We start from the raw sequence: 19,257 nt of genomic DNA, 5'->3' as shown, positions 1-19,257 counted from the left end.
TCCTGCCCGAACCGTTACGCGCGTTCGAGCACGGCCATCTCCCGCACGATCACGAGCAGCACCGCGAGGCTGGCGCCGCCCGACGCGCGCAAGTCCGCGAGCAGGTGCTCGTAGCGCGCGAGCGCGGCGTCGCGGCGCTCGCGCCACGCGCCGACGATCGTCTCCGGCGTGGTCGAATCCGGCGATTCAGCGAGCGCGCTCGTCGCGAGCGTGCGCTTCAGCCGCGCGACTTCCGCTAGCGCGGCCGCGCGTGCGAGCATGTCCCAGTGCGTGGGCGTCGGCAGCGTCGCCGCGCGTTCGCCGATCCATCCGTAATTGAGCAGCGTGCCGAGCGAGAAATAGACGCCCGCGACGAGTTCGAGGCTGCGGTTGCAGGTCGCGGCCACTTCGGCGATGTCGAGCAGCGCGGCCGAGATGTCGCCGCTCGCGACGCGTACCGCGAGCACGCTGTCGACGCCGGCTTCGACCAGCACGCGCTGCCGCTCGGACAGCGCTTCGAGCGCGTCGGCCGGCAGCAGCGACGGCAGTTGCGGCGCGAGCCGCTGCGCCGCGTCGCGGCATCGCGCGATCAGCTCGGCAACGCCGCCGTCGGCCACCGCGCCGGACTGCAGATGACGCAGGAACCACAGCGCTGCGCGCTCCAGCAGCCGCGCGACGTCGACGAACATGCGCGCCTGCACGTCGTCGGCGACGCGGTTGTCGAGCGCGTCGATGTCGCGCCACACCGCATCGAGGTCGAACACGTCGCGCGCCATGATGCACGCACGCACGATGTCGCCGGGCTTCGCGTCGGTTTCCTCCATCAGCCGATGCACGAACGCGCAGCCGACGCGATTGACGAGCGCATTGGTCAGATGTGTCGCGAGAATCTCGCGGCGCAGCGGATGGCGATGCATCGGCTCGCTGAAGCGTTGCTGCAGCGGCGTCGGGAAGTAGTCGACGAGCATCGCGGCGACGAGCGGGTCCTCGGGTACGTCGGATTCGAGCAGCGCGTCGTAGAGCCACATCTTGCTGTACGCGAGCAGCACCGCGCGCTCCGGCGACGTGAGGCCGAGCTTCGCGGCTTGCCGTTCGGCGACTTCGTCGTCGGTCGGCAGGAATTCGATCACGCGGTTCAGGCGGCCCGCGCGTTCGAGCCAGCGCATCAGGCGCGCCTCGGCGTCGAGCTGCTCGACGCCGTAGCGGCCCGCGATCGACAGCGCCTGCGTCTGGTAGTAGTTGTCGCGCAGCACGAGCAGCCCGACTTCGTCGGTCATCTCCGCGAGCAGCGCGTTGCGCTGCTTCCCGGTCATCTCGCCGTCGGAGACGACGAGCCCGAGCAGGATCTTGATGTTGACTTCGTGATCCGAACAATCGACGCCGGCCGAGTTGTCGATCGCATCGGTGTTGATGCGGCCGCCGCGCTGCGCGAACTCGATGCGGCCGAACTGCGTGCAGCCGAGGTTGCCGCCTTCGCCGACCACCTTGCAGCGCAGGTCCGCGCCGTTCACGCGCACCGCGTCGTTCGCGCGGTCGCCGACCTGCAGGTGGGTTTCGCGCGCGGCCTTCACGTAGGTGCCGATGCCGCCGTTGTACAGCAGATCGACCGGCGCCTGCAGGATCGCGCGGATCAGCTCGGTCGGCGGCAGCGCGTGCGCGTCGATGCCGAGCGCGGCCTGCACGGCCGGCGACAGCGGGATCGTCTTCGCGGTGCGCGGATAGACGCCGCCGCCCGCCGAAATCGCGGCCGGGTCGTAGTCGGCCCAGCTCGACCGTTCGAGCGCGAACATGCGCTGGCGCTCCGCGAAGCTGACCGCCGGATCGGGGTTCGGGTCGAGGAATACGTGCCGGTGATCGAACGCGGCGACGAGCCGGATATGCGGCGACAGCAGCATTCCGTTGCCGAACACGTCGCCCGACATGTCGCCGACGCCGACTACCGTGAAGTCGGTCGTCTGCGTATCGACGCCCATCTCGCGGAAGTGCCGCTTCACCGATTCCCACGCGCCGCGCGCGGTGATCGCCATCTTCTTGTGGTCGTAGCCGACCGAGCCGCCGGACGCGAACGCATCGTCGAGCCAGAAGCCGTATTCGTGCGAGATCGCGTTCGCGTAGTCGGAGAAGGTGGCCGTGCCCTTGTCGGCGGCGACGACCAGATACGGATCGTCGGGGTCGTGTCGCACGACGTCGGGCGGCGGCACGATCGCGTTGCCGACCAGGTTGTCGGTCAGGTCGAGCAGGCCGCGCAGGAACGTCTGGTAGCACGCGATGCCTTCGCGCATCCACGCTTCGCGATCGCTCTGCGGCGGCGGGTTCTTCACGACGAAGCCGCCTTTCGAGCCGACCGGCACGATCACGACGTTCTTCACCATCTGCGCCTTCATCAGCCCGAGCACCTCGGTACGGAAATCCTCGCGGCGATCCGACCAGCGCAGCCCGCCGCGCGCGACGCGGCCGCCGCGCAGGTGCACGCCTTCGACGCGCGGCGAATACACCCAGATCTCGAACATCGGCTTCGGTTCGGGCAGGCCCGGCACTTTTGCCGGATTGAACTTGAACGACAGGTAGGGTTTCGATTCGCCGTTCGCGTCGAGCAGGAAGTAGTTGGTGCGCTCGGTCGCGTTGATCACGCCGAGGAACTGGCGCAGGATGCGGTCCTCGTCGAGGTTGGGCACCTGGTCGAGTGCACCTTCGATCGCCTTCAGCAGCCGTTCGGCCTGCACGTCGCGCGTGTCGCCGGTGCGCGGGTCGAAGCGCAGCAGGAACAGCTCGACGAACTGGCGCGCGATCGCCGGATTGCCGGTCAGCGCGCGTTCGATATACGCGTCGCTGAACGTCGAGCCGACCTGCCGCAGGTATTTCGCATACGCGCGCAGGATCGTCACTTCGCGCGCGCTCAGGTGCGCGCGCAGCACGAGGCGGTTGAAATCGTCGTTCTCGATCCGGCCGCTCCAGATCCGGTCGAACGCATCCTCGAACAAGCCTTTTACGCGCTCGATGTCGAACTCGGTATCGTCGGCGAGTTCGAGCCCGAAGTCGTGCACCCATGCGTGCGCGGCGTCCGGCGTCTGGATCCGGTACGGCCGCTCCTCGTCGACGCGCACGCCGAGATGCTCGAGCATCGGCAGGCTGCGCGACAGCGCGATCGGGTCGCCCGTGCGATAGACCTTGAAGCGGAACGCGCGCGGCCCGGCCTCGATCGGCCGGTACAGGTTCATCGCGAGCTGGCCCGAATCCTTCACGCGCTCGATCAGCTCGATGTCGCGCACGGCCGTGCGCGCCGGATAGTCGTCGCGATAGCCGGCCGGGAACGAGTCTGCATAGCGTTGCAGCAGGCGGTTGCCTTGCTCTTCGCCGAATGCGTCGAGCAGCGCGTCGGCGAGATCGTCCTGCCAGCGGCGCGCCACCTGCACGAGCCGCGTCTCGAGCTCGCGCGTATCGACGTCGGGCATCGTGCCCGGCTCCGCGTGCACGACGAAATGAATGCGCGCGATCGCCGATTCCGACAGCAGCGGCGTGAATTCGACGTTCACGCCGTTGTACGCGTCGACGAGCAGCTTCGCGATGCGTCGGCGCAGGTCGGTGTTGTACTTGTCGCGCGGCACGAACACGAGACACGACACGAAGCGGTCGAACCGGTCGCGGCGCACGAACAGGCGCGTGCGCTGATGTTCCTGGAGCCGCAGGATGCCGAGCGCGATGTCGTAGAGCTGGTCTTCGTCGGCCTGGAACAGTTCGTCGCGCGGGTAGGTTTCGAGCACCGTCACGAGCGTCTTGCCGAGATGCCCCTTCGGCAGGAAGCCCGCGCGCCGCACGATGTTCGCGCACTTGCGGCGCACGATCGGGATCTCGGTATACGAACCGAAATAGGAGGTCGACGTGTAGAGCCCGATGAAGCGGCGTTCGCCGGTGATCTTGCCGTCGGCGCCGACGAGCTTGACGCCCACGTAGTCGAGATAGCCGGGCCGGTGCACGGTCGCGCGCGAATTCGCCTTGGTCAGGAAGATCGGCCAGGAGCCGGTGATGATGTCGGCGGCGGCCTTCGGCAGCGGCGTCACGTCTGACGCGCCCGACGTGCGCAGCGATTCGCGCAGGATGCCGAGGCCCGTGCCCTCGATGCCGCGCAGGCCGAAGCCGGTGCCGTCCGACACCAGCGCGTAGTCGCGGTGGCCGAGGAACGTGAAGTGATCGGCGGCCATCCATTCGAGGAACGCGCGCGCCTCGATGTCTTCCGCGGTCGATTCGCGCGTCTTCATCTCCTTGATCGTCGCGCGCGCGATGTCGACGATCTTCGGCCAGTCCTCGACCGACGCGCGCACGTCGCCGAGCACGCGCGCGATGTCCTCGCGCAGCGTGTCGAGCAGCGCGGCGTCGCCGCAGCGATCGACTTCGAAATGGATGAACGACGCGAGTTGCGACTGGCCGTCGCCGGGTGTTGCGCCGCCCGCGTCGACGCGCTCGATGCCGCCGTTGGCGCCGCGCCAGAGGCGGAACACGGGATGCAGCGCCGAATGCAGCGCGAGCCCGAGGCGGTTGACGGCCATCGTCACCGAGTCGACGAGGAACGGCATGTCGTCGTTGACGATCTCGATCACCGTGTGGTCGGAATGCCAGCCGTGCTGTTCGAGGATCGGGTTGTATACGCGCAGCCGTTCGCTGCCGGGCACGTATTTCTGGGCGGTCTGCCAGTGCGCCATCGCGGCGCCGTACAGGTCGGCGATGCTGCGGTCCTGGAGATCGTCGGCGTCGACGAAATCGTAGTAATGATGCAGGAAGGGTTCGACGATCCGAAATGTGGCTTCGGGCAGGCGCTCGCGCGCGAATTCGACGACGTCGGAGAGCAGGTGTGCGACGACTTCCTCGTTCTTCGCTTCCATGGCGGTCTCCCGGGTGGCCATTGGCTGCTGCGTCTGTCCGGCATTATGCGCCGATTGCGTGACAAAGCGATGTGCGGGCGCACAACGGGAGGGGCGGGAGGAGGCCGCGGGCAGCGCCCGTTGCAGGGCGCTGCAGAGGCGGGTCAGGTCAGTTCCGGCGGCTTCAGGTCGGGATGCCTTGCGTACAGCGGATTCATGAAGTCGGCCAGCATCGTGGTCAGCACTTGCGACACGAATTCGCGGTAGGCGACGAATTCGTGCTCGGTGCACGTCTCTTTGACCTGATGGAGCGACTGATCCAGTTTCGCGCCCATCGACAGGATCATTTCGTTGAGCGTCGTGGCGATGTGCTTGTCTTCGATCATGCGGTCTCCATCGAGTGCCGTGTCGTGCGGCGCGTTCGTTCGGGTGTCACCGCAGTTCGAGCGCATATTGCCCGGCAGGTTCCGCCGGGGCGGAGGCGGCGTTTGTCAGCCCTCGTCGCTCCACAGCTTCCCCGCCGTCGCCCAGTTCTCCTTCTTCACGTCGGTCAGGATGATGTCGACCGAGCCCGGCGCGCAGCCGAGCGTCTCGCATGTGACGCGCGTGATTGCTTCGACGAATTCGCGCTTCTGTTCGACGGTGCGGCCTTCGAACAACTGGATATTGAAAGTCGGCATGACAGGTGCTCCGGTTGGGTTTGAACGATTCGGCCGCGGGTGGCGGCCATGGTTGCGGCGTCAGTCGCGATACGAAGGATCGATCCGGTCGAGCCGGCGCAGCAGCGCCGGCCATTCCAGTTCGCCTTCGATCGCGCCGCCGTCGCGCAGTTGTTCGGCGGTGCGATCGGCGACGGCCGGGTCGGGCAGCACGAGCGGCCCGCCGCCTGCCTGTGCGCGGATCTGGATGTCGCACGCCTTGATCAGCGTATCCATCAGCACATAGGCTTCGCCAACGGTGCGGCCGACCGTCAGCGTGCCGTGATTGCGCAGCAGCATCGCGGATTTCGCGCCGAGGCTTGAAGTAAGCCGCGCGCCTTCGGCCGGCGAGAACGCGAGCGCCTCGTAGTCGTGGTACGCGAGGTCGCCATGAAAGCGCAGTGCGTGCTGCGATGCGGGCAACAGCCCGTCGCGCTGGATCGACACGGCAATGCCGGCCGTATTGTGCAGATGCATCACGCACACCGCGTCGGCGCGCGCGGCATGCACGGCCGCATGCAGCGCGAAGCCCGTCACGTTGACCGCGTGTTCGCTGTCGCCGATCCGGTTGCCGGCCAGGTCGATCTTCACGAGGTTCGATGCGCGGACCTCGTCGAACGCGAGGCCGAACGGGTTGATCAGGAAATGGCCGGGCTCGCCGGGCACGGTCGCGGAAAGGTGCGTGTAGATCAGGTCGTCCCAGCCGTTCAGCGCGACGAGCCGATACGCGGCGGCGAGATCGACGCGCAGCCGGCGTTCGGCGTCCGAGATCGGGGCGCCGGGTTTCACGGCATCAGGACGGTGTGCGAATGACGACATCGTGTTCTCCGAGGGTGAAGCGGCGCGCGACGGCCACCGTGACCCACGACGCGAGCACGAACGGGGCCGTGAACGCGGGGATGCCCGCGCATGTCGCGAGCCACTGGATCAGTGCGGCGAGGGCGGCCGCCGCGAATGCCGCGCGCGGGCCGCGCGGCGCCAACGCGAGCGCGGCGAGCGCGCCGTTGAAGCCGAGCAGGCCGTCGGCGAACGACGTGCCGTTCGCGCCGAGCGCGAGCAGCAGCACGGCCGACACGATGGCGCCGCCGAGCGCGAACGCGGCCGCGCGGCGCGACGCGGCGGCGATGCCTGCGACGATCAGTGCGCCGGCCCACGCGCCTTGCGCGAAGGTGGTCTGCGCGATACCCGAGAGCAGCGCGTCGGCGATGGAAGACAGCGTCAGGGTTGCGCCAGCCGTTGCGCCGCTCGCATGTGGCGGCGCAACAAACGACATCCACAGCGCGGTAACGGCGAGGCACGGGCTCGAATACGGACACTGGCGCCAGCGGGCCAGCGGCGCGCGCATCGCGCGTTGCACGAGCGCCGCACCGATTGCGACCAGCGGCACCAGCGCGAGCGCGGCGAGCGGATGGGGCGCGAACAGCACGGCGATCAGCGCGGCGAGCGCGCCGTTGAAGCCGTGCCGCCCCAGTTCGACGTCGCGTCGCTCGGCGCCCGTCAGCACGGCGGTCATGCTCGCGGCGGCCGAGCCGACCAGCGCTGCGCACGCGAGCCGCACGTCGGTCAGCGCCAGCGCGGCGAGCAGCAGCGCGCCGGTGAATGCATTCGCCTGCAGCACGATCTGCCCGATGCCGCGCAGCAGGATGCGCAGGTCGATCGACGGCGAGGCGGAGCGGGCGGTAGGCATGGTGGCGGCGGGACAGGACGAGCCGCGAGCATAGGACACAATTCCATGCACCGGAATAGGGAATCCTGGATAGTCAGGATTTGTGGTTGATGCTCGGAATTGGGGCGTGCCAGCCGGCCTGCGTTAACGTTTTTGGGCGATTTGTCGGTTTCGGTAGCGAATTTGGGCAATCGCTAGCCTTTCCACGCAAGTACGCGTTTGTTGACGTCTTCGTTCGGGAATTTGTGCGACGATCCCCCGTATTGAGTAAACCGGGAGGCGGAACGATGCGCGAAGTGCGTTGGGCGTCGCTCGAAGGCGACGGGGTCGAACATCTGACGTTCGACCGGAGCGGCGGCGGGATCGTCGTCGAAAGCGCGGTGGTCGGCCAGCGGTACGGTCGCGCATACGGGCTCGCGTATCGCGTCGAGTGCGATTCGCACTGGCGCGTGACGTATGCGGTGCTCAAGGTGATGGGCGGCGGCACGCTCGAACTGCGCGGCGACGGCGCAGGCCACTGGCACGACGGCGCGGGCCGCGCGCTGCACGAGCTCGACGGCTGCATCGACATCGACATCGCGGCGACGCCGTTCACGAATTCGCTGCCGATCGGCCGCCTCGGGCTCGCGCGCGGCGAGCGGCGGCCGATCGACGTCGCGTACATCTCGACGCCGGACCTGAAGGTCACGCCGGTCAAGCAGGCCTACGCGTGCATCGAGCCGGGCCGGCGCTACCGCTACGAAGGCATCTTCCGGAATTTCACGGCCGAGATGGACATCGACGACGACGGGCTCGTCGTCGACTACGAGACGCTGTTCAGGCGCCTACCGGCGCCGGCGGGGCGCTGAACCGCGGCATTCGTGATCGCCGGCCGCTCCTGCGCGGACGCGAAGCGGTCGATCCGCGACGCGATCATGTCCGGGTGACGCAGCACGATCCAGTGCGTGCCGTCGATCTCCTCGCGCACGTGGTCGCCGAGCCAGCGATCGAGATCGACCGACATCTCGGGCGTCACGTAGCGGTCGCGCACGGGCACCAGGATCTGCACCGGCGCCTGCGCATACCGTTCGCGCGGCTTGCGTGCCCGTGCGAGGAAGTTCGCACGGTAAAGCTGCAGGCCGTTCAGCGCATTCTTCAGTTGCACGGGATCGCGCTCGGCGCGCACGCGTTCGGTGAGCTGCAGCCAGCGCGGCCACAGCGCCGCGCCGCCGAGCCGCCACACCAGCGACGGCACGAGCGGCAGGTGGAAGAACGCGATGTACCACGATTTCAGGCTCTGCTTGAGCCGCAGCTTCGTGCGGAACACGTGGTCGAGGCACGGGCCCGAGATCGACGTGTACGACGCGATCCGGCCGCGGAACGCGGGGTCGGTCACGGCCTCCCAGCACTGGATCGAGCCCCAGTCGTGGCCGACGAGATGGAACGGCCGGCCGCCGCAGGTCGCGTCGGCCACCGCCTTCAGGTCGTCGGCGAGCCGCGCGAGCGTGTAGTCGGCACGGCGGCGCGGCGCATCGGACGCGCCGGCGCCGCGCACGTCGTACGCGATCACGCGGTAGCGCTTCGCGAGCCGTGCGCGGATCGGCGCCCACACGGCCGCCGAATCGGGGTAGCCGTGCACGAGGATCAGCGGCGGCGCGCGACGCGATCCGCTTACGTAGACGGCGAGTTTCACGTCGCCGGACTGGACGGTCAGCATCTCGTGAGCGCGCGCCATCGCGTCATGCCTGAGGAACCGGGTGCAGCGGCACGCGGCGCGGGGCGGCCTGCGCCGCGTAGCGCGCGTTGGTCGCGTCGATGTTCTCGAGCAGCGTGTCGAGCCCCTGCAGGTACTGGTGGTTGTCGTGGTCCCACGGGTGGAAGCCCGGGCGGAAGTAGTCGAGCCATTCGCGCGCGATGCTCGGGAACACGCCGTGCTTCGGGCCGTACAGGTACTTCACGAGGCGCCACATGCCGCCGAACTTGCCGTGTTCGCGACGGTGCGCGCGCATCAGGCGCACGTGGAAGTCGAACACGATCGTCCAGAAGAACACGGTCGTCGTCAGCATCGTGCCCGTGCGCAGCAGGTAGCTGCCGAGGCCCGGCTTCATCACGGTGGTCCATACGTCGTACGACACAGCCTTGTGCTCGGTTTCCTCCATCGCATGCCACATCCACATCTGCTGGTAGCCTTCGACCGAGCCGTCGATGCGGTGCTCGTGTCCCGACAGCAGCTGGTTCGCGAGGATCGCCGTGTAGTGCTCGAGCGCGATCGTGATCGCGAGCTGCATCGAATGCGGCAGTACCTTCTTGAACCAGCCGAGGATCGTCCACAGGCGCTTGTCGAGCTTGTGCGCGGGCAGGCCCGACGCCTGCAGCAGGTCGTTGTATTCGATGTGCTCGCGCGTGTGCATCGCTTCCTGACCGATGAAGCCGAGCACCTGCTTCTTCAGCTCGGGATCCTCGATCCGGTCGCGGTAGTTGCGCACCGAATCCATGAAGAAGCGTTCGCCGGCCGGGAACAGCAGCGACAGCGCGTTCATGAAGTGCGTGACCGGTACGCCCTGCACGTGCCAGTCCTTCGCGCGTTCGGGCGGCAGCGCGAAACGGATGTCGCGCCGCACGGGCATCATGTTCGGGGTCGTCATGATTGTTCTCCTCCCTGATTACCTGCGTTGTTGTAGGTTGCGTGCAGCGGTGCGGGCGCCGGCGCGCCGCGGGCGGCGTCGCGGCGGGCTCTCGCGGCCTCGCGGCGCGTCGCGAGCACGACGAGCGCCTGGTACGCGGACGGCAGGATGCGCGCCATCCAGTCGCCGGCCTTCGCATCGCGGCCGATCAGCACACGGCGCTTGTTGCGGCGCACGCCGGCGAGGATCGTGCGCGCGGCGTCGTCGGCGGTCGTGATGAAGAACTTCTCGAACGTGTCCCGGCCTTGCTGCTCGCTCGCGACCATGAAGCCGACCATGTTCTTCGACACGCGGCTGGCCTGCGCGATGTTCGTGCGGATGCCGCCCGGATGCACGCAGGTCGCCGACACGCCGCACTTCATCATGTCGAGCTCCTGGCGCAGCGATTCGGTGAAGCCGCGCACCGCGAACTTGGTTGCGTTGTAGCCGCTCATCCCAGGTTGCGCGAAGATCCCGAACAGGCTCGACGTGTTGATCACGTGGCCGTCGCCCGATGCCTTCAGGTGCGGCAGGAACGCTTTCGTGCCGTGCACGACGCCCCAGAAGTTGATGTTCACGATCCACTCGAGATCGCTGTAGTCCATCCCTTCGATCGTGCTCGACAGCGCGACGCCCGCGTTGTTGAAGATCAGGTTGACCTTGCCGTGTTCCTTCGCGGTGTCGTCGGCCCACGCGAACATCGCGTCGCGCTCGCCGACGTCGAGCACGCGTGTCGACACACGCACGTTCGGCGCGATCGCGCGGACGATCCGTTCGGTTTCCGCGAGGCCGACGCCGTTCTTGTCGGCGAGCGACACATGGCAGCCGGCCTGCGCGAGCTGGATCGCGAGCGAGCGGCCCATGCCCGAGCCGGCACCCGTGATCGCGGCGACCTTGTTGGCGAAATCTCTCATGTCGTTGGCTCCTTGTCTGGCTCAGGCCGCTTCGGCGGAAGTGGATGCGGAAGCGGCGGGCGCGGCGACCGGCCGCGCGATCGTGTCGTGCGGTGCGCGATACGCGTGGTAATCGGCGATCGAGAAGCGCGCGGTCGCCTGGCGGAAGCGCCACGTGAAGCCCGGCCACAGCGTCGTGTTCTTGCCCGTGCGCGGGTCGAGATACCAGCTCTTGCAGCCGCCCGTCGACCAGATCGCCTTCTTCAGCTTGCCCTGCAGGTCGCTGTTGAACTGCGCCTCGACGAGCGGGCGCACCTCGATCGCATCCGCGCGCTCGCGGCGCATCGCCTGCAGCGCGCCGAGGATGTATTCGATCTGCGACTCGATCATGAACACCATCGAGTTGTGGCCGAGGCCCGTGTTCGGGCCGACGATCATGAAGAAGTTCGGGTAGCCGGGCAGCGTCGAGCCGAGATACGCGTGCGCGCCGTCGCGCCATGCGTCGACGATGTCGAGGCCGCCGCGGCCGACGATCGCGCCGCGCGGATACGGATCGGCGACCTGGAAGCCGGTGCCGTAGATCAGGCAGTCGACTTCATGGCGGCGGCCGTCGGTCGTCACGACCGCGTCGGCCTCGATGTGGTCGATGCCGGTCGTGATCACGTCGACGTTCTTGCGCGACAGCGCCGGGTAGTAGTCGTTCGAGATCAGCACGCGCTTGCAGCCGAGCGTGTAGTTCGGCGTGACGGTCTTGCGCAGTTCCGGATCGGAAATCTGCTTGCGGATGTGGCGCAGTGCGAGCTTCTGCACGTTCTTCATCAGCGACGGATGGATCGCGAAGCCGAGCACGCGCGATTCGAGCATCCAGTAGATGCCGCTGCGCACCACTTTCTGCGTGAACGGCAGCGTGCGGAACAGCCATTTCTCGAACCCGGTCAGGTTGCGGTCGGGCTTCGGCATGATCCACGGCGGCGTGCGCTGGAACAGCGCGAGTTCCTTCACGCGCGGCGCGATCTGCGGCACGAACTGGATCGCGCTCGCGCCGGTGCCGATCACCGCGACGCGCTTGCCCTCGAGCGCGTAATCGTGATCCCACTGCTGCGAATGGAACGCGCGGCCCTTGAAATTCTCGACGCCGGGAATCGCCGGCAGCGCGGCGCGCGACAGGCCACCCATCCCCGACACCAGCACGCGCGCGGACAGCCGCTTGCCGTTCGCGAACGTGAGGCGCCAGCGCTGCGCGGCCTCGTCGTATTCGGCGCGCTGCAGCTCGTGGTTCAGGCGCAGGTGCGGGCCGATCCCGAAGCGCTGCACGCAGTCTTCCAGATACGCGCGGATTTCCGGCTGCGGCGCGAACATGCGCGTCCAGCGCGGGTTCGGCGCGAACGAGAACGAATAGACGTGCGATTGCACGTCGCATGCACACCCGGGGTAATGATTGTCGCGCCACGTGCCGCCGACCGACGCGGCCTTCTCGAGGACGACGAAGTCGGTCACGCCTGTCTGCCGCAGGCGGATCGCCATCCCGAGACCGGCGAAGCCGGTGCCGATGATGGCGATGTCGATGGATTCGTCCAGGCCGTCGTGGCCGGGCGGACCGAAAGGCAACGTGCGAGCATTCATCCGGGTGTCTCCGATTTGGCTCATTTTTTAATGTTACATTGGTTGATGTAACGATAGAGGGTGAGCCCGGAAACCGCAAGAGGCTAGAAGCCGCGCTCTAAGGGCCGGAAACCAGGCGGGAAAAGGCTGAGCGGGGTTTGGAACAGCGCACTTTCCGCAATGCGGGATACGCGGAAAGGCTCGTCGACACGGGCGGAGCGGGGCGGAGACGAGACCGCCGGCGTGCGGCGGTCTGTTTGAAACGGAATCAGGGGCGGATCGATCCGGCGGCCGTCTCATGGAAAACCCCGGCCACGATCGTGACCTGCGCGAGCGCGTAGAGGCCCCAGATCAGGTAATCGATGCCCGGAAAACCGCCGAGGAACCGGCCGACGCCGATCAGCGTATCGGAGCCGACGAAGGTCAGGCTGCCGACGGCCACCAGCGCGCCATGCGTGCGGGCGGCGAGCGCGAAGCTCGCCATCGCGCACAGCACGAGCATGTAGACGGCGACCGGCGCCAGCAGCTCGCCGAGGTGCGGCAGGAAGGCGAGGTAGAACGCCGGCGCGGCAATCCACAGCCCGACCAGCGCGACGATGCGCCAGCCGTGCGGCCGCGCGCGCCAGCGCATGAAGATCGCGCAATAGCACAGATGCGTGAGCAGGAACGCGCCGAGGCCGAGGACGAACGACAGCGGCCAGTCGGGCAGCGCGAGCAGCACGTCGCCGAGCACGGCCGTCGCGAGCGCTGCACACAGCCACGCGCGTTCGCGCGGCGCGCCGCAGGTGCTGCCTGCCGCGAGCAGCAGGATGCCCATTGCGGCTTTCGTGGCGGCCTGGCCGGGATAGGGCGCGGCGGCGAGCGACAGCCCGTACAGCAGCGCGGCGGCGATGGCGAGCGGCCAGAGCCGGCGGTAGGTGGCGGGAAGCGTGGCGATCAAGGCGGGTGTCTCCGGTTTGTTGTTGTCTGCGGTGGACGGCGCGCCGTCGAGGGCGCGGCTGCGGCCATTATCCGGAAGAAAGGACGGGCGAAAACCGGCGAATCCTTCTAGGACGCAGTCGGGACGGCACGTGCAGGTGTGTGCCCGCCGCCGCCGCGATCCGGTGCTGCCGGGTGACGATGCGCGGGCGTTGCCGCCGGATTTTTTCAACGCGTTGCCCCTGCTGAACCGGGGCAACGGCTCCAGTTCGGCTTGCTATGATCGCCGCGGTATTGCCGTTGTCGTTGTCCCGCACGGCCGCGCGACTGGATGCGCAAGCCGTGCGTGCCCGATGAATCCACGCCGTGCCCGGCCCGCGCGCCCATGCAACGCGAGGCCGAGCCGGCCCCCACGAAAACAGGTTCGACCATGACCGAACTTCTCCACGGCGACGGTGCGATCCGTCGCACGACGCCGTACGGCTCCTCGATCGAAAACACCTATGCGGGCGTGCTGTCGTTCATGCGCCGCAACTATTCGCGCGTGCTCGACGGCGTCGACGTCGCGATTTCCGGCGTGCCGCTCGACCTCGCGACGACCTATCGCTCGGGCGCGCGGCTCGGGCCGGCCGCGATCCGCGCGGCGAGCGTGCAGCTCGCGGAGCTCAATCCGTATCCGTGGGGCTTCGATCCGTTCGACGATCTCGCGGCCGTCGACTACGGCGACTGCTGGTTCGATGCGCACAACCCGCTGTCGATCAAGCCCGCGATCGTCGAGCATGCGCGCACGATCCTGCGCTCGGGCGCGAAGATGCTGACGCTCGGCGGCGACCACTACATCACGTATCCGTTGCTGGTCGCGCACGCGGAGCGCTACGGCAAGCCGCTGTCGCTGATCCATTTCGACGCGCACTGCGATACGTGGGCCGACGACGATCCGGACAGCCTCAATCACGGCACGATGTTCTACAAGGCCGTGAAGGAAGGGCTGATCGATCCCGCGACGTCGGTGCAGGTCGGTATCCGCACGTGGAACGACGATTTTCTCGGGATCGAGCGGCTCGATGCAGCGTGGGTGCACGATCATGGTTCGCGCGCGGCGGTCGAGCGGATCGTCGACATCGTCGGCGCGCGGCCCGCGTACCTGACGTTCGATATCGACTGCCTCGATCCGGCATTCGCGCCCGGCACGGGCACGCCGGTCGCGGGCGGGTTGTCGTCCGCGCAGGCGCTGGCGATCGTGCGTGGGCTCGGGGCGGTGAATCTGGTTGGGGCGGATGTTGTCGAGGTGGCGCCTGCTTACGATCATGCGGATATCACGGCGATCGCGGCCGCGCACGTTGCGTGCGATTTGCTGTGTCTGTGGCGGCAGAAGAAGGTGGCGGGCGCGTTGAAGTAGGGCGGCGCGCACGAACACGCAATGCGAAAGGCCGACGGGCAGGGTGCCCGCCGGCTTTTTTCATGCGCTACGCGTGACTTCGCCGGATCGATGGCCGTGTGCTGATTGCCCGCCGTGGGGCACGCAAAAAAGGCGCTTCGCGGATTTCCGTGGATGGCGCTTTCCGACCTGACGCGGCCATCGACGTTCCTGTTCGATGCAGCATGACATTTGCGCAGCCGCGACTCATCACGCTATTTCTTCTTCGACACAATCGCCGCCAACTTTGGCCAATGCATTCAGCAGCCCTGTTCGCAGCGTGATCAACGCGAGACTCTTCGCGTCGAGTTCGGCGAGTTTTGCTTGCAGGCACGCGACCTTTTGGTCAACGCCGAACGTCGGACTTTCCCATACATGGACAACGTCGCCAATTTCCGCCAGCGTGAAGCCCAACGCCTTCGCGTGGACGATCAGCCGTATCCGCTGTAACGAAAGTTCGGAATAGCGCTTGTAAGTGTTCGTCGCGTTCGGTTGTGTTGCTTTGTCCAGCAGACCCAAGCGCTCGTAGTAACGGACGGTGTCGCGCGATACACCCGTCCGCTTGCATAGCTCGCCGATGCGCATGCTGCCTCCAATCAATGTCGTGGAGCGTCATTTACGCTTGACCGTTGCCTATAGTCAACGGTTTAGAGTGCAACTCCCGTTCCACTCCATCAGCAAGCCATGAGTCAATCTTTCGATTTTCGCGGAAAAACAGCACTCGTCACCGGTGCATCGTCGGGTATCGGGCGCGCGTTTGCCTATGCGTTGGCCGAACGCGGTGCGAGACTCCTGCTGGTCGCACGCTCTCGCGACAAGCTGCGCGATCTGGCCGCAGAACTGCGGCGCGACCATGCGTGCGACGCCGATTTTCTGACGGTCGACCTGAGCGCGGCCGACGCCGTCGACACGATCGATCGTCATCTGAAGGAGACCGGCACGTTCGTCGATGTGCTGATCAACAATGCGGGCTTCGCAGCATACGGGCGCTTTGAAACGATTCCGTTGACGCGCCAGCGCGATGAAGTCCTGGTGAACTGCGTCGCCGCGCTCGAGCTGACTCATCTTCTGCTGCCGGGGATGCAAGCGCGATCCGGTGGCGCAGTCATCAACGTCGCGTCAACCGCGGCATTCCAGCCCGATCCGTATATGGCCGTCTACGGCGCGACGAAGGCCTTTCTCCTGTCATTTTCGGAAGCTGTTTGGGCTGAGAACCGGCATCGGGGCATCCGGGTCGTCGCGCTATGTCCTGGCGCGACGCAAACGGCCTTTTTCGACGTTGTTGGCGCGAAGGAGGCTGCTGTCGGCGTGCCGATGCCGGTCGCGAACGTGGTGCGGGATGCGTTGTGGGCGCTCGATCGCAACCTGAGCTATCGGGTTGTGGGGGCGCGAAATCGACTGCTGGCGAACTTGCAGAGACTACTGAGCCGCCAGATGTCGGCTCGGCTCGTTGAAAAAATCCTTCGGCCAAGAGAAGATCCGGATTTCGCGGCAACAGATCTGAAGGCTTAGGGCTGCGCTGTTTTCAGATGGTAGTCTCTCGACGTTGCGATCCGCAGATCGTCTTCGGCGGATACCCGACTAACCTCGTTGCCCACTTCGCCGAGGAAACGCTCATGGATCGTCCGCAGGCAGTTCCAACGCAGCAGGTATTCAATGAACGCGTGATAGTCACCGAGTGGCGATTTGCACCTGGCGCCGAGACCGGCTGGCATGTTCACGGGCATGACTATGTCGTGGTGCCGCAAACGGACGGCGAACTTCTCCTCGAGACAGCGCAAGGCAACCGGGAGTCGCAACTGCGCGCGGGGCAAAGTTACGCCGGGTTGAAGGGAGTGGAACATAACGTCGTCAACGCGACCGACCGCGAGGTGGTATTCATCGAGGTGGAGATTCGCCAAGGCAGCTCTTGAGAGGAAGCACAGACGAACGGCCGCTTCGAAGCGGCCAAGCCGACTGAGAGCTTCTGGCCCACACCTGTCCATCTGAGTTACTGGATCAGCGGGCTCCAGCATTTTTGCCTCGGAATAGTTTTGTCAGTCGAAAACGGGGCTGTGCTACGGACAGATCGGTGAACACGCTTCGCGACGGCGAGCTGAAATCAGCGCATACTGTTTGTGTACTCGAGCTTTCTGTCGAGCACTAATACCACTGGAGTAGTGTGATGGCAAAAGGTCAGTTGCGCAGCAATCGCGAAGCAAAGAAACCGAAGCAGCAGAAGAAGCCGCCGCCCGTTTTGTCACCTTCCAAATCGGTCCAGCCCAGCGTGCGGTTTAGTCCTGCGGAAGGGCAAAAAAAGCGCTGAGGATGAAGTTGCCCAGGCAAATCGTCGGCATCGCATCGATGCCCGACAACGTTGTCGCAAGTTCACCCGTCGAGGCTTCAACGAAGCGTCGCTTGCCACAACGCAGGCGTGGCTCTTCATGCGCATACCGTTACGCTTGCCGATGTCCTTTGTTGCGTGCATAGCCGACGTTTGAAGGTCCGGGCGGCGGCGTCAACGATTGTCCTCTTCTGGCCGAACGCCAACAGTTCGCCCGACATTCCCCGAAAATTCGGGAAGAACCAAAAAAGGCCGACGGGCAGGGTGCCAGTCGGCCTTTCTCGTATAAGTGCGCGCTGAGCCGCGCCGTGCGTTACTTCGCCGCGAGCGCGCTTGCCACGCGTTTATCGCTCCACGCGTTGTCCGCAACGCTCAGCTTCTGCGGAATCAGCTTCGCCGCATAAAACGCATCGGCGACACCCTGCTGAACCGCGACGATCTTCTCGTCGACCGGCACCGCACCGAACGGCACACGCTTGATCCACGTTTCGACGAGCGGCAACGGCAACCCGACCTTCGGCGCGATCAGCGCGGCGGTCTCGGCCGGATGCCCGTTGACCCACAGGCCCGTCTCGCGCGCCTGCTTCAGGATCGCGCCGACCACGTCGGCATGCTGTTCCGCGAAATCCCGCGTCGCCTCGTAGAAGTTGTTCGCGGGCGTGAGGCCCGTGTAGTCGGACAGCGTGCGGATCTTCAGCGAATTCTGCGCAGCCGCGTAATACGGATCCCAGACGGCCCACGCATCGACGTTGCCGCTTTCGAACGCGGCGCGCGCGTCGGCGGGCGGCAGGTACACGGGGCGGATCTCGTCGTAGCGCACGCCGGCCTTCTTCAGCGCTTCCAGCAGCAGGTAGTTCGCGCTCGAGCCTTTCTGCAGCGCGACCTTCTTGCCGCGCAGCTCGGCGAGCGAGCGGATCGGCGAATCGGCCTTCACGAACACGGCTTCGTTGTGCGGCGACGGCGGTTCCGCGCCGACGTACACGAAGCGCACGCCCGCTGCCTGCGCGAACACGGGCGGCGGCGCGCCCGTGTAGCCGAAGTCGATGCTGTTCGCGTTCAGCGCTTCGAGCAGTTGCGGGCCAGCGGGGAATTCGAACCATTGCACGCCATAGCCGAGCGGCTTGAGCCGCGCTTCGAGCGAGCCCTGTGCCTTGATGATCGACAGCAGGCCGGCCTTTTGATAGCCGATGCGCACGACCTTGTCGGCGCCGCCCTGCGCGAAGGCCGACGCGGCGGACAGCGCGACGAGCGTGACGGCGGCGGTGCGGGTGATCCAGCGGGTGAAACGAATCATCGAACGGACTCCATGCGAAACGTCTTCGGGAGAGCGGCCGGTGCCGCTCGGTTGGAAGAATCGTCGCATGGGCGGTTGCGCCCGCAAACGAAGCATTGCCGATAAGAATATGACGGCGGCGGCCCTATGCTTTGTCGTCGTCGCCTTGCGTATCGGGCGTACCGGACTGGCGCGCCGCTTCGTCGCTGAGCTTCTTGTCGAGGATCGTCGCGACGCGGCCGCCGAGATACGCGCCCGCCGCGGTTTCGAGCGCGCGGTTCGTCTCGCCTTCGACGAACACGGCCGCGAGCGGGCGCAGGCGCCAGATCGCGTCGACCAGTTCGGGCACGTCGGTGGCCGGCGGCAGCGTGTCGGCGTCGTAGCGGTCGAGCCGCTTCACGACGAGATCGACGAGCAGCCGCGCGATCGCGTCGAAGTGCGGCCGCGCGAGGCTGATCACGTCGAGCAGTTCGCGCGGCGGGATCCCTTCCTTCGTCATCGCGGCCGCCGCCTCGAGCAGCGCGGGGCTCTTCGCGACGAACGACAGGCCGTGCCGTTCGAGCAGGCCGAGCTCGGTCACGCGCGAAAGCTGCGTGGTCGCCTGCGGGCCGAACATCTGCGCAAGCGCGGCGAGCGAATAGGTTTTCGGCAGTTCATGCGACCAGCGGCCGCCGATCGCGTTTTCGAGGCCGAGGATCGAGCGCAGGTCGTGGCCTTCGTCGATCGCCTTGATCAGGTCCTGGATGTTCGACAGCGTGTAGCCGCGCGCGAGCAGGTGGTTGATCAGCTTCAGGCGCGCGACGTGCGTGTCGTCGTAGATGCCGACGCGCCCGCGCTTCTCGGGCGGCGCGAGCAAACCGCGATCCTGGTACGCGCGGACGTTGCGCACGGTCGTGTCGGACACGCGCGCCAGTTCGTCGACCGTGTACTCGTTGCGGGAATCCGCCGCAGCCTCGTCGTGGGGGGAATGAGTCTGTTTTGACATGCGGC

General features: G+C 66.6%; 18 protein-coding genes. 5 read left to right on the top strand and 13 right to left on the bottom strand.

What is annotated here, in order from left to right:
- Positions 1–14: 14 nt before the first annotated feature.
- From KVT39_RS02820 to KVT39_RS02800, 5 genes are all read right to left on the bottom strand, one after another.
- Entirely contained in the window at positions 15–4,856 is a 4,842-nt protein-coding gene (locus KVT39_RS02820; protein ID WP_217587712.1) for an NAD-glutamate dehydrogenase, read from the bottom strand.
- 143 nt (positions 4,857–4,999) lie between these two features.
- A complete protein-coding gene (locus KVT39_RS02815; protein WP_034180346.1) occupies positions 5,000–5,221 on the bottom strand; it encodes a hypothetical protein in 222 nt (73 codons plus the stop codon).
- Between the two features lie 105 nt (positions 5,222–5,326).
- Positions 5,327–5,515, bottom strand: coding sequence for a 4-oxalocrotonate tautomerase (locus KVT39_RS02810; protein WP_105392471.1), 189 nt, complete (start codon positions 5,513–5,515; stop codon positions 5,327–5,329).
- A gap of 60 nt (positions 5,516–5,575) precedes the next feature.
- Positions 5,576–6,352, bottom strand: a complete 777-nt coding sequence (locus KVT39_RS02805) for a class II aldolase/adducin family protein (protein WP_105392472.1) — start codon at positions 6,350–6,352, stop codon at positions 5,576–5,578.
- Positions 6,327–7,220, bottom strand: coding sequence for an urea transporter (locus KVT39_RS02800; RefSeq protein WP_217587709.1), 894 nt, complete (start codon positions 7,218–7,220; stop codon positions 6,327–6,329). The genes KVT39_RS02805 and KVT39_RS02800 overlap by 26 nt, the downstream gene beginning before the upstream one ends.
- 266 nt (positions 7,221–7,486) lie before the next feature.
- On the opposite strand from KVT39_RS02800, the gene KVT39_RS02795 reads away from it, so the two are divergent.
- Positions 7,487–8,047, top strand: coding sequence for a putative glycolipid-binding domain-containing protein (locus KVT39_RS02795; protein ID WP_105392474.1), 561 nt, complete (start codon positions 7,487–7,489; stop codon positions 8,045–8,047).
- Here the strand turns inward: KVT39_RS02795 and KVT39_RS02790 are convergent.
- The 5 genes from KVT39_RS02790 to KVT39_RS02770 form a co-directional block, all read right to left on the bottom strand.
- Entirely contained in the window at positions 8,002–8,913 is a 912-nt protein-coding gene (locus KVT39_RS02790; protein ID WP_217587708.1) for an alpha/beta fold hydrolase, read from the bottom strand. The two genes, KVT39_RS02795 and KVT39_RS02790, sit on opposite strands and share 46 nt — an antisense overlap.
- A 4-nt stretch (positions 8,914–8,917) precedes the next feature.
- Positions 8,918–9,823: a metal-dependent hydrolase gene (locus KVT39_RS02785; protein WP_217587707.1), complete on the bottom strand. Its 906-nt coding sequence runs from the start codon at positions 9,821–9,823 to the stop codon at positions 8,918–8,920.
- Entirely contained in the window at positions 9,820–10,755 is a 936-nt protein-coding gene (locus KVT39_RS02780; RefSeq protein WP_131949467.1) for an SDR family oxidoreductase, read from the bottom strand. Before KVT39_RS02780 ends, KVT39_RS02785 begins: the two co-directional genes overlap by 4 nt.
- 21 nt (positions 10,756–10,776) lie before the next feature.
- Entirely contained in the window at positions 10,777–12,357 is a 1,581-nt protein-coding gene (locus KVT39_RS02775; protein WP_175747538.1) for an NAD(P)/FAD-dependent oxidoreductase, read from the bottom strand.
- 247 nt (positions 12,358–12,604) lie between these two features.
- On the bottom strand, positions 12,605–13,276 hold the full coding sequence (locus KVT39_RS02770) for a lysoplasmalogenase (RefSeq protein ID WP_175747540.1): 672 nt from the start codon (positions 13,274–13,276) through the stop codon (positions 12,605–12,607).
- A gap of 408 nt (positions 13,277–13,684) precedes the next feature.
- Between KVT39_RS02770 and speB the strand changes: the two genes are divergently transcribed.
- Positions 13,685–14,653 carry an agmatinase gene (gene speB / locus KVT39_RS02765; RefSeq protein ID WP_217587706.1) on the top strand — a complete coding sequence of 323 codons (969 nt, stop codon included), beginning with the start codon at positions 13,685–13,687 and terminating at the stop codon, positions 14,651–14,653.
- Between the two features lie 228 nt (positions 14,654–14,881).
- Here speB and KVT39_RS02760 read toward each other — a convergent pair whose 3' ends face one another.
- Positions 14,882–15,256, bottom strand: a complete 375-nt coding sequence (locus KVT39_RS02760) for a heavy metal-responsive transcriptional regulator (RefSeq protein ID WP_217587705.1) — start codon at positions 15,254–15,256, stop codon at positions 14,882–14,884.
- 99 nt (positions 15,257–15,355) lie between these two features.
- Between KVT39_RS02760 and KVT39_RS02755 the strand changes: the two genes are divergently transcribed.
- The 3 genes from KVT39_RS02755 (at position 15,356) to KVT39_RS02745 (ending at position 16,976) form a co-directional block, all read left to right on the top strand.
- On the top strand, positions 15,356–16,183 hold the full coding sequence (locus KVT39_RS02755) for an SDR family oxidoreductase (protein WP_034180334.1): 828 nt from the start codon (positions 15,356–15,358) through the stop codon (positions 16,181–16,183).
- A 104-nt stretch (positions 16,184–16,287) separates the two neighbouring features.
- Positions 16,288–16,584: a cupin domain-containing protein gene (locus KVT39_RS02750; RefSeq protein WP_081938434.1), complete on the top strand. Its 297-nt coding sequence runs from the start codon at positions 16,288–16,290 to the stop codon at positions 16,582–16,584.
- A 251-nt stretch (positions 16,585–16,835) separates the two neighbouring features.
- On the top strand, positions 16,836–16,976 hold the full coding sequence (locus tag KVT39_RS02745; protein WP_181152276.1) for a hypothetical protein: 141 nt from the start codon (positions 16,836–16,838) through the stop codon (positions 16,974–16,976).
- Positions 16,977–17,307: 331 nt separating this feature from the next.
- On the opposite strand, the gene KVT39_RS02740 is transcribed toward KVT39_RS02745, so the two are convergent.
- Both KVT39_RS02740 and KVT39_RS02735 read right to left on the bottom strand, forming a co-directional pair.
- Positions 17,308–18,288, bottom strand: a complete 981-nt coding sequence (locus KVT39_RS02740; protein ID WP_174416934.1) for a sulfonate ABC transporter substrate-binding protein — start codon at positions 18,286–18,288, stop codon at positions 17,308–17,310.
- Between the two features lie 124 nt (positions 18,289–18,412).
- Positions 18,413–19,252 carry a MerR family transcriptional regulator gene (locus tag KVT39_RS02735; protein ID WP_217587703.1) on the bottom strand — a complete coding sequence of 280 codons (840 nt, stop codon included), beginning with the start codon at positions 19,250–19,252 and terminating at the stop codon, positions 18,413–18,415.
- Between the last annotated feature and the right edge of the window lie 5 nt (positions 19,253–19,257).

It is taken from the genome of Burkholderia sp. GbtcB21 (assembly GCF_019091065.1).
Lineage (GTDB): Bacteria > Pseudomonadota > Gammaproteobacteria > Burkholderiales > Burkholderiaceae > Burkholderia > Burkholderia pyrrocinia_C.
The sequence above is the reverse complement of the archived record's forward strand: the minus strand, read 5'-3'. Positions and strand labels throughout refer to the sequence as shown.

What these genes read in the sequence shown, in the direction of transcription:
- KVT39_RS02820 (WP_217587712.1), bottom strand. Translation starts at nt 4,856, where the DNA reads ATGGAAGCGAAGAACGAGGAAGTCGTCGCACACCTGCTCTCCGACGTC.
- KVT39_RS02815 (WP_034180346.1), bottom strand. Translation starts at nt 5,221, where the DNA reads ATGATCGAAGACAAGCACATCGCCACGACGCTCAACGAAATGATCCTG.
- KVT39_RS02810 (WP_105392471.1), bottom strand. Translation starts at nt 5,515, where the DNA reads ATGCCGACTTTCAATATCCAGTTGTTCGAAGGCCGCACCGTCGAACAG.
- KVT39_RS02805 (WP_105392472.1), bottom strand. Translation starts at nt 6,352, where the DNA reads ATGTCGTCATTCGCACACCGTCCTGATGCCGTGAAACCCGGCGCCCCG.
- KVT39_RS02800 (WP_217587709.1), bottom strand. Translation starts at nt 7,220, where the DNA reads ATGCCTACCGCCCGCTCCGCCTCGCCGTCGATCGACCTGCGCATCCTG.
- KVT39_RS02795 (WP_105392474.1), top strand. Translation starts at nt 7,487, where the DNA reads ATGCGCGAAGTGCGTTGGGCGTCGCTCGAAGGCGACGGGGTCGAACAT.
- KVT39_RS02790 (WP_217587708.1), bottom strand. Translation starts at nt 8,913, where the DNA reads ATGGCGCGCGCTCACGAGATGCTGACCGTCCAGTCCGGCGACGTGAAA.
- KVT39_RS02785 (WP_217587707.1), bottom strand. Translation starts at nt 9,823, where the DNA reads ATGACGACCCCGAACATGATGCCCGTGCGGCGCGACATCCGTTTCGCG.
- KVT39_RS02780 (WP_131949467.1), bottom strand. Translation starts at nt 10,755, where the DNA reads ATGAGAGATTTCGCCAACAAGGTCGCCGCGATCACGGGTGCCGGCTCG.
- KVT39_RS02775 (WP_175747538.1), bottom strand. Translation starts at nt 12,357, where the DNA reads ATGAATGCTCGCACGTTGCCTTTCGGTCCGCCCGGCCACGACGGCCTG.
- speB (WP_217587706.1), top strand. Translation starts at nt 13,685, where the DNA reads ATGACCGAACTTCTCCACGGCGACGGTGCGATCCGTCGCACGACGCCG.
- KVT39_RS02760 (WP_217587705.1), bottom strand. Translation starts at nt 15,256, where the DNA reads ATGCGCATCGGCGAGCTATGCAAGCGGACGGGTGTATCGCGCGACACC.
- KVT39_RS02755 (WP_034180334.1), top strand. Translation starts at nt 15,356, where the DNA reads ATGAGTCAATCTTTCGATTTTCGCGGAAAAACAGCACTCGTCACCGGT.
- KVT39_RS02750 (WP_081938434.1), top strand. Translation starts at nt 16,288, where the DNA reads ATGGATCGTCCGCAGGCAGTTCCAACGCAGCAGGTATTCAATGAACGC.
- KVT39_RS02745 (WP_181152276.1), top strand. Translation starts at nt 16,836, where the DNA reads ATGGCAAAAGGTCAGTTGCGCAGCAATCGCGAAGCAAAGAAACCGAAG.
- KVT39_RS02740 (WP_174416934.1), bottom strand. Translation starts at nt 18,288, where the DNA reads ATGATTCGTTTCACCCGCTGGATCACCCGCACCGCCGCCGTCACGCTC.
- KVT39_RS02735 (WP_217587703.1), bottom strand. Translation starts at nt 19,252, where the DNA reads ATGTCAAAACAGACTCATTCCCCCCACGACGAGGCTGCGGCGGATTCC.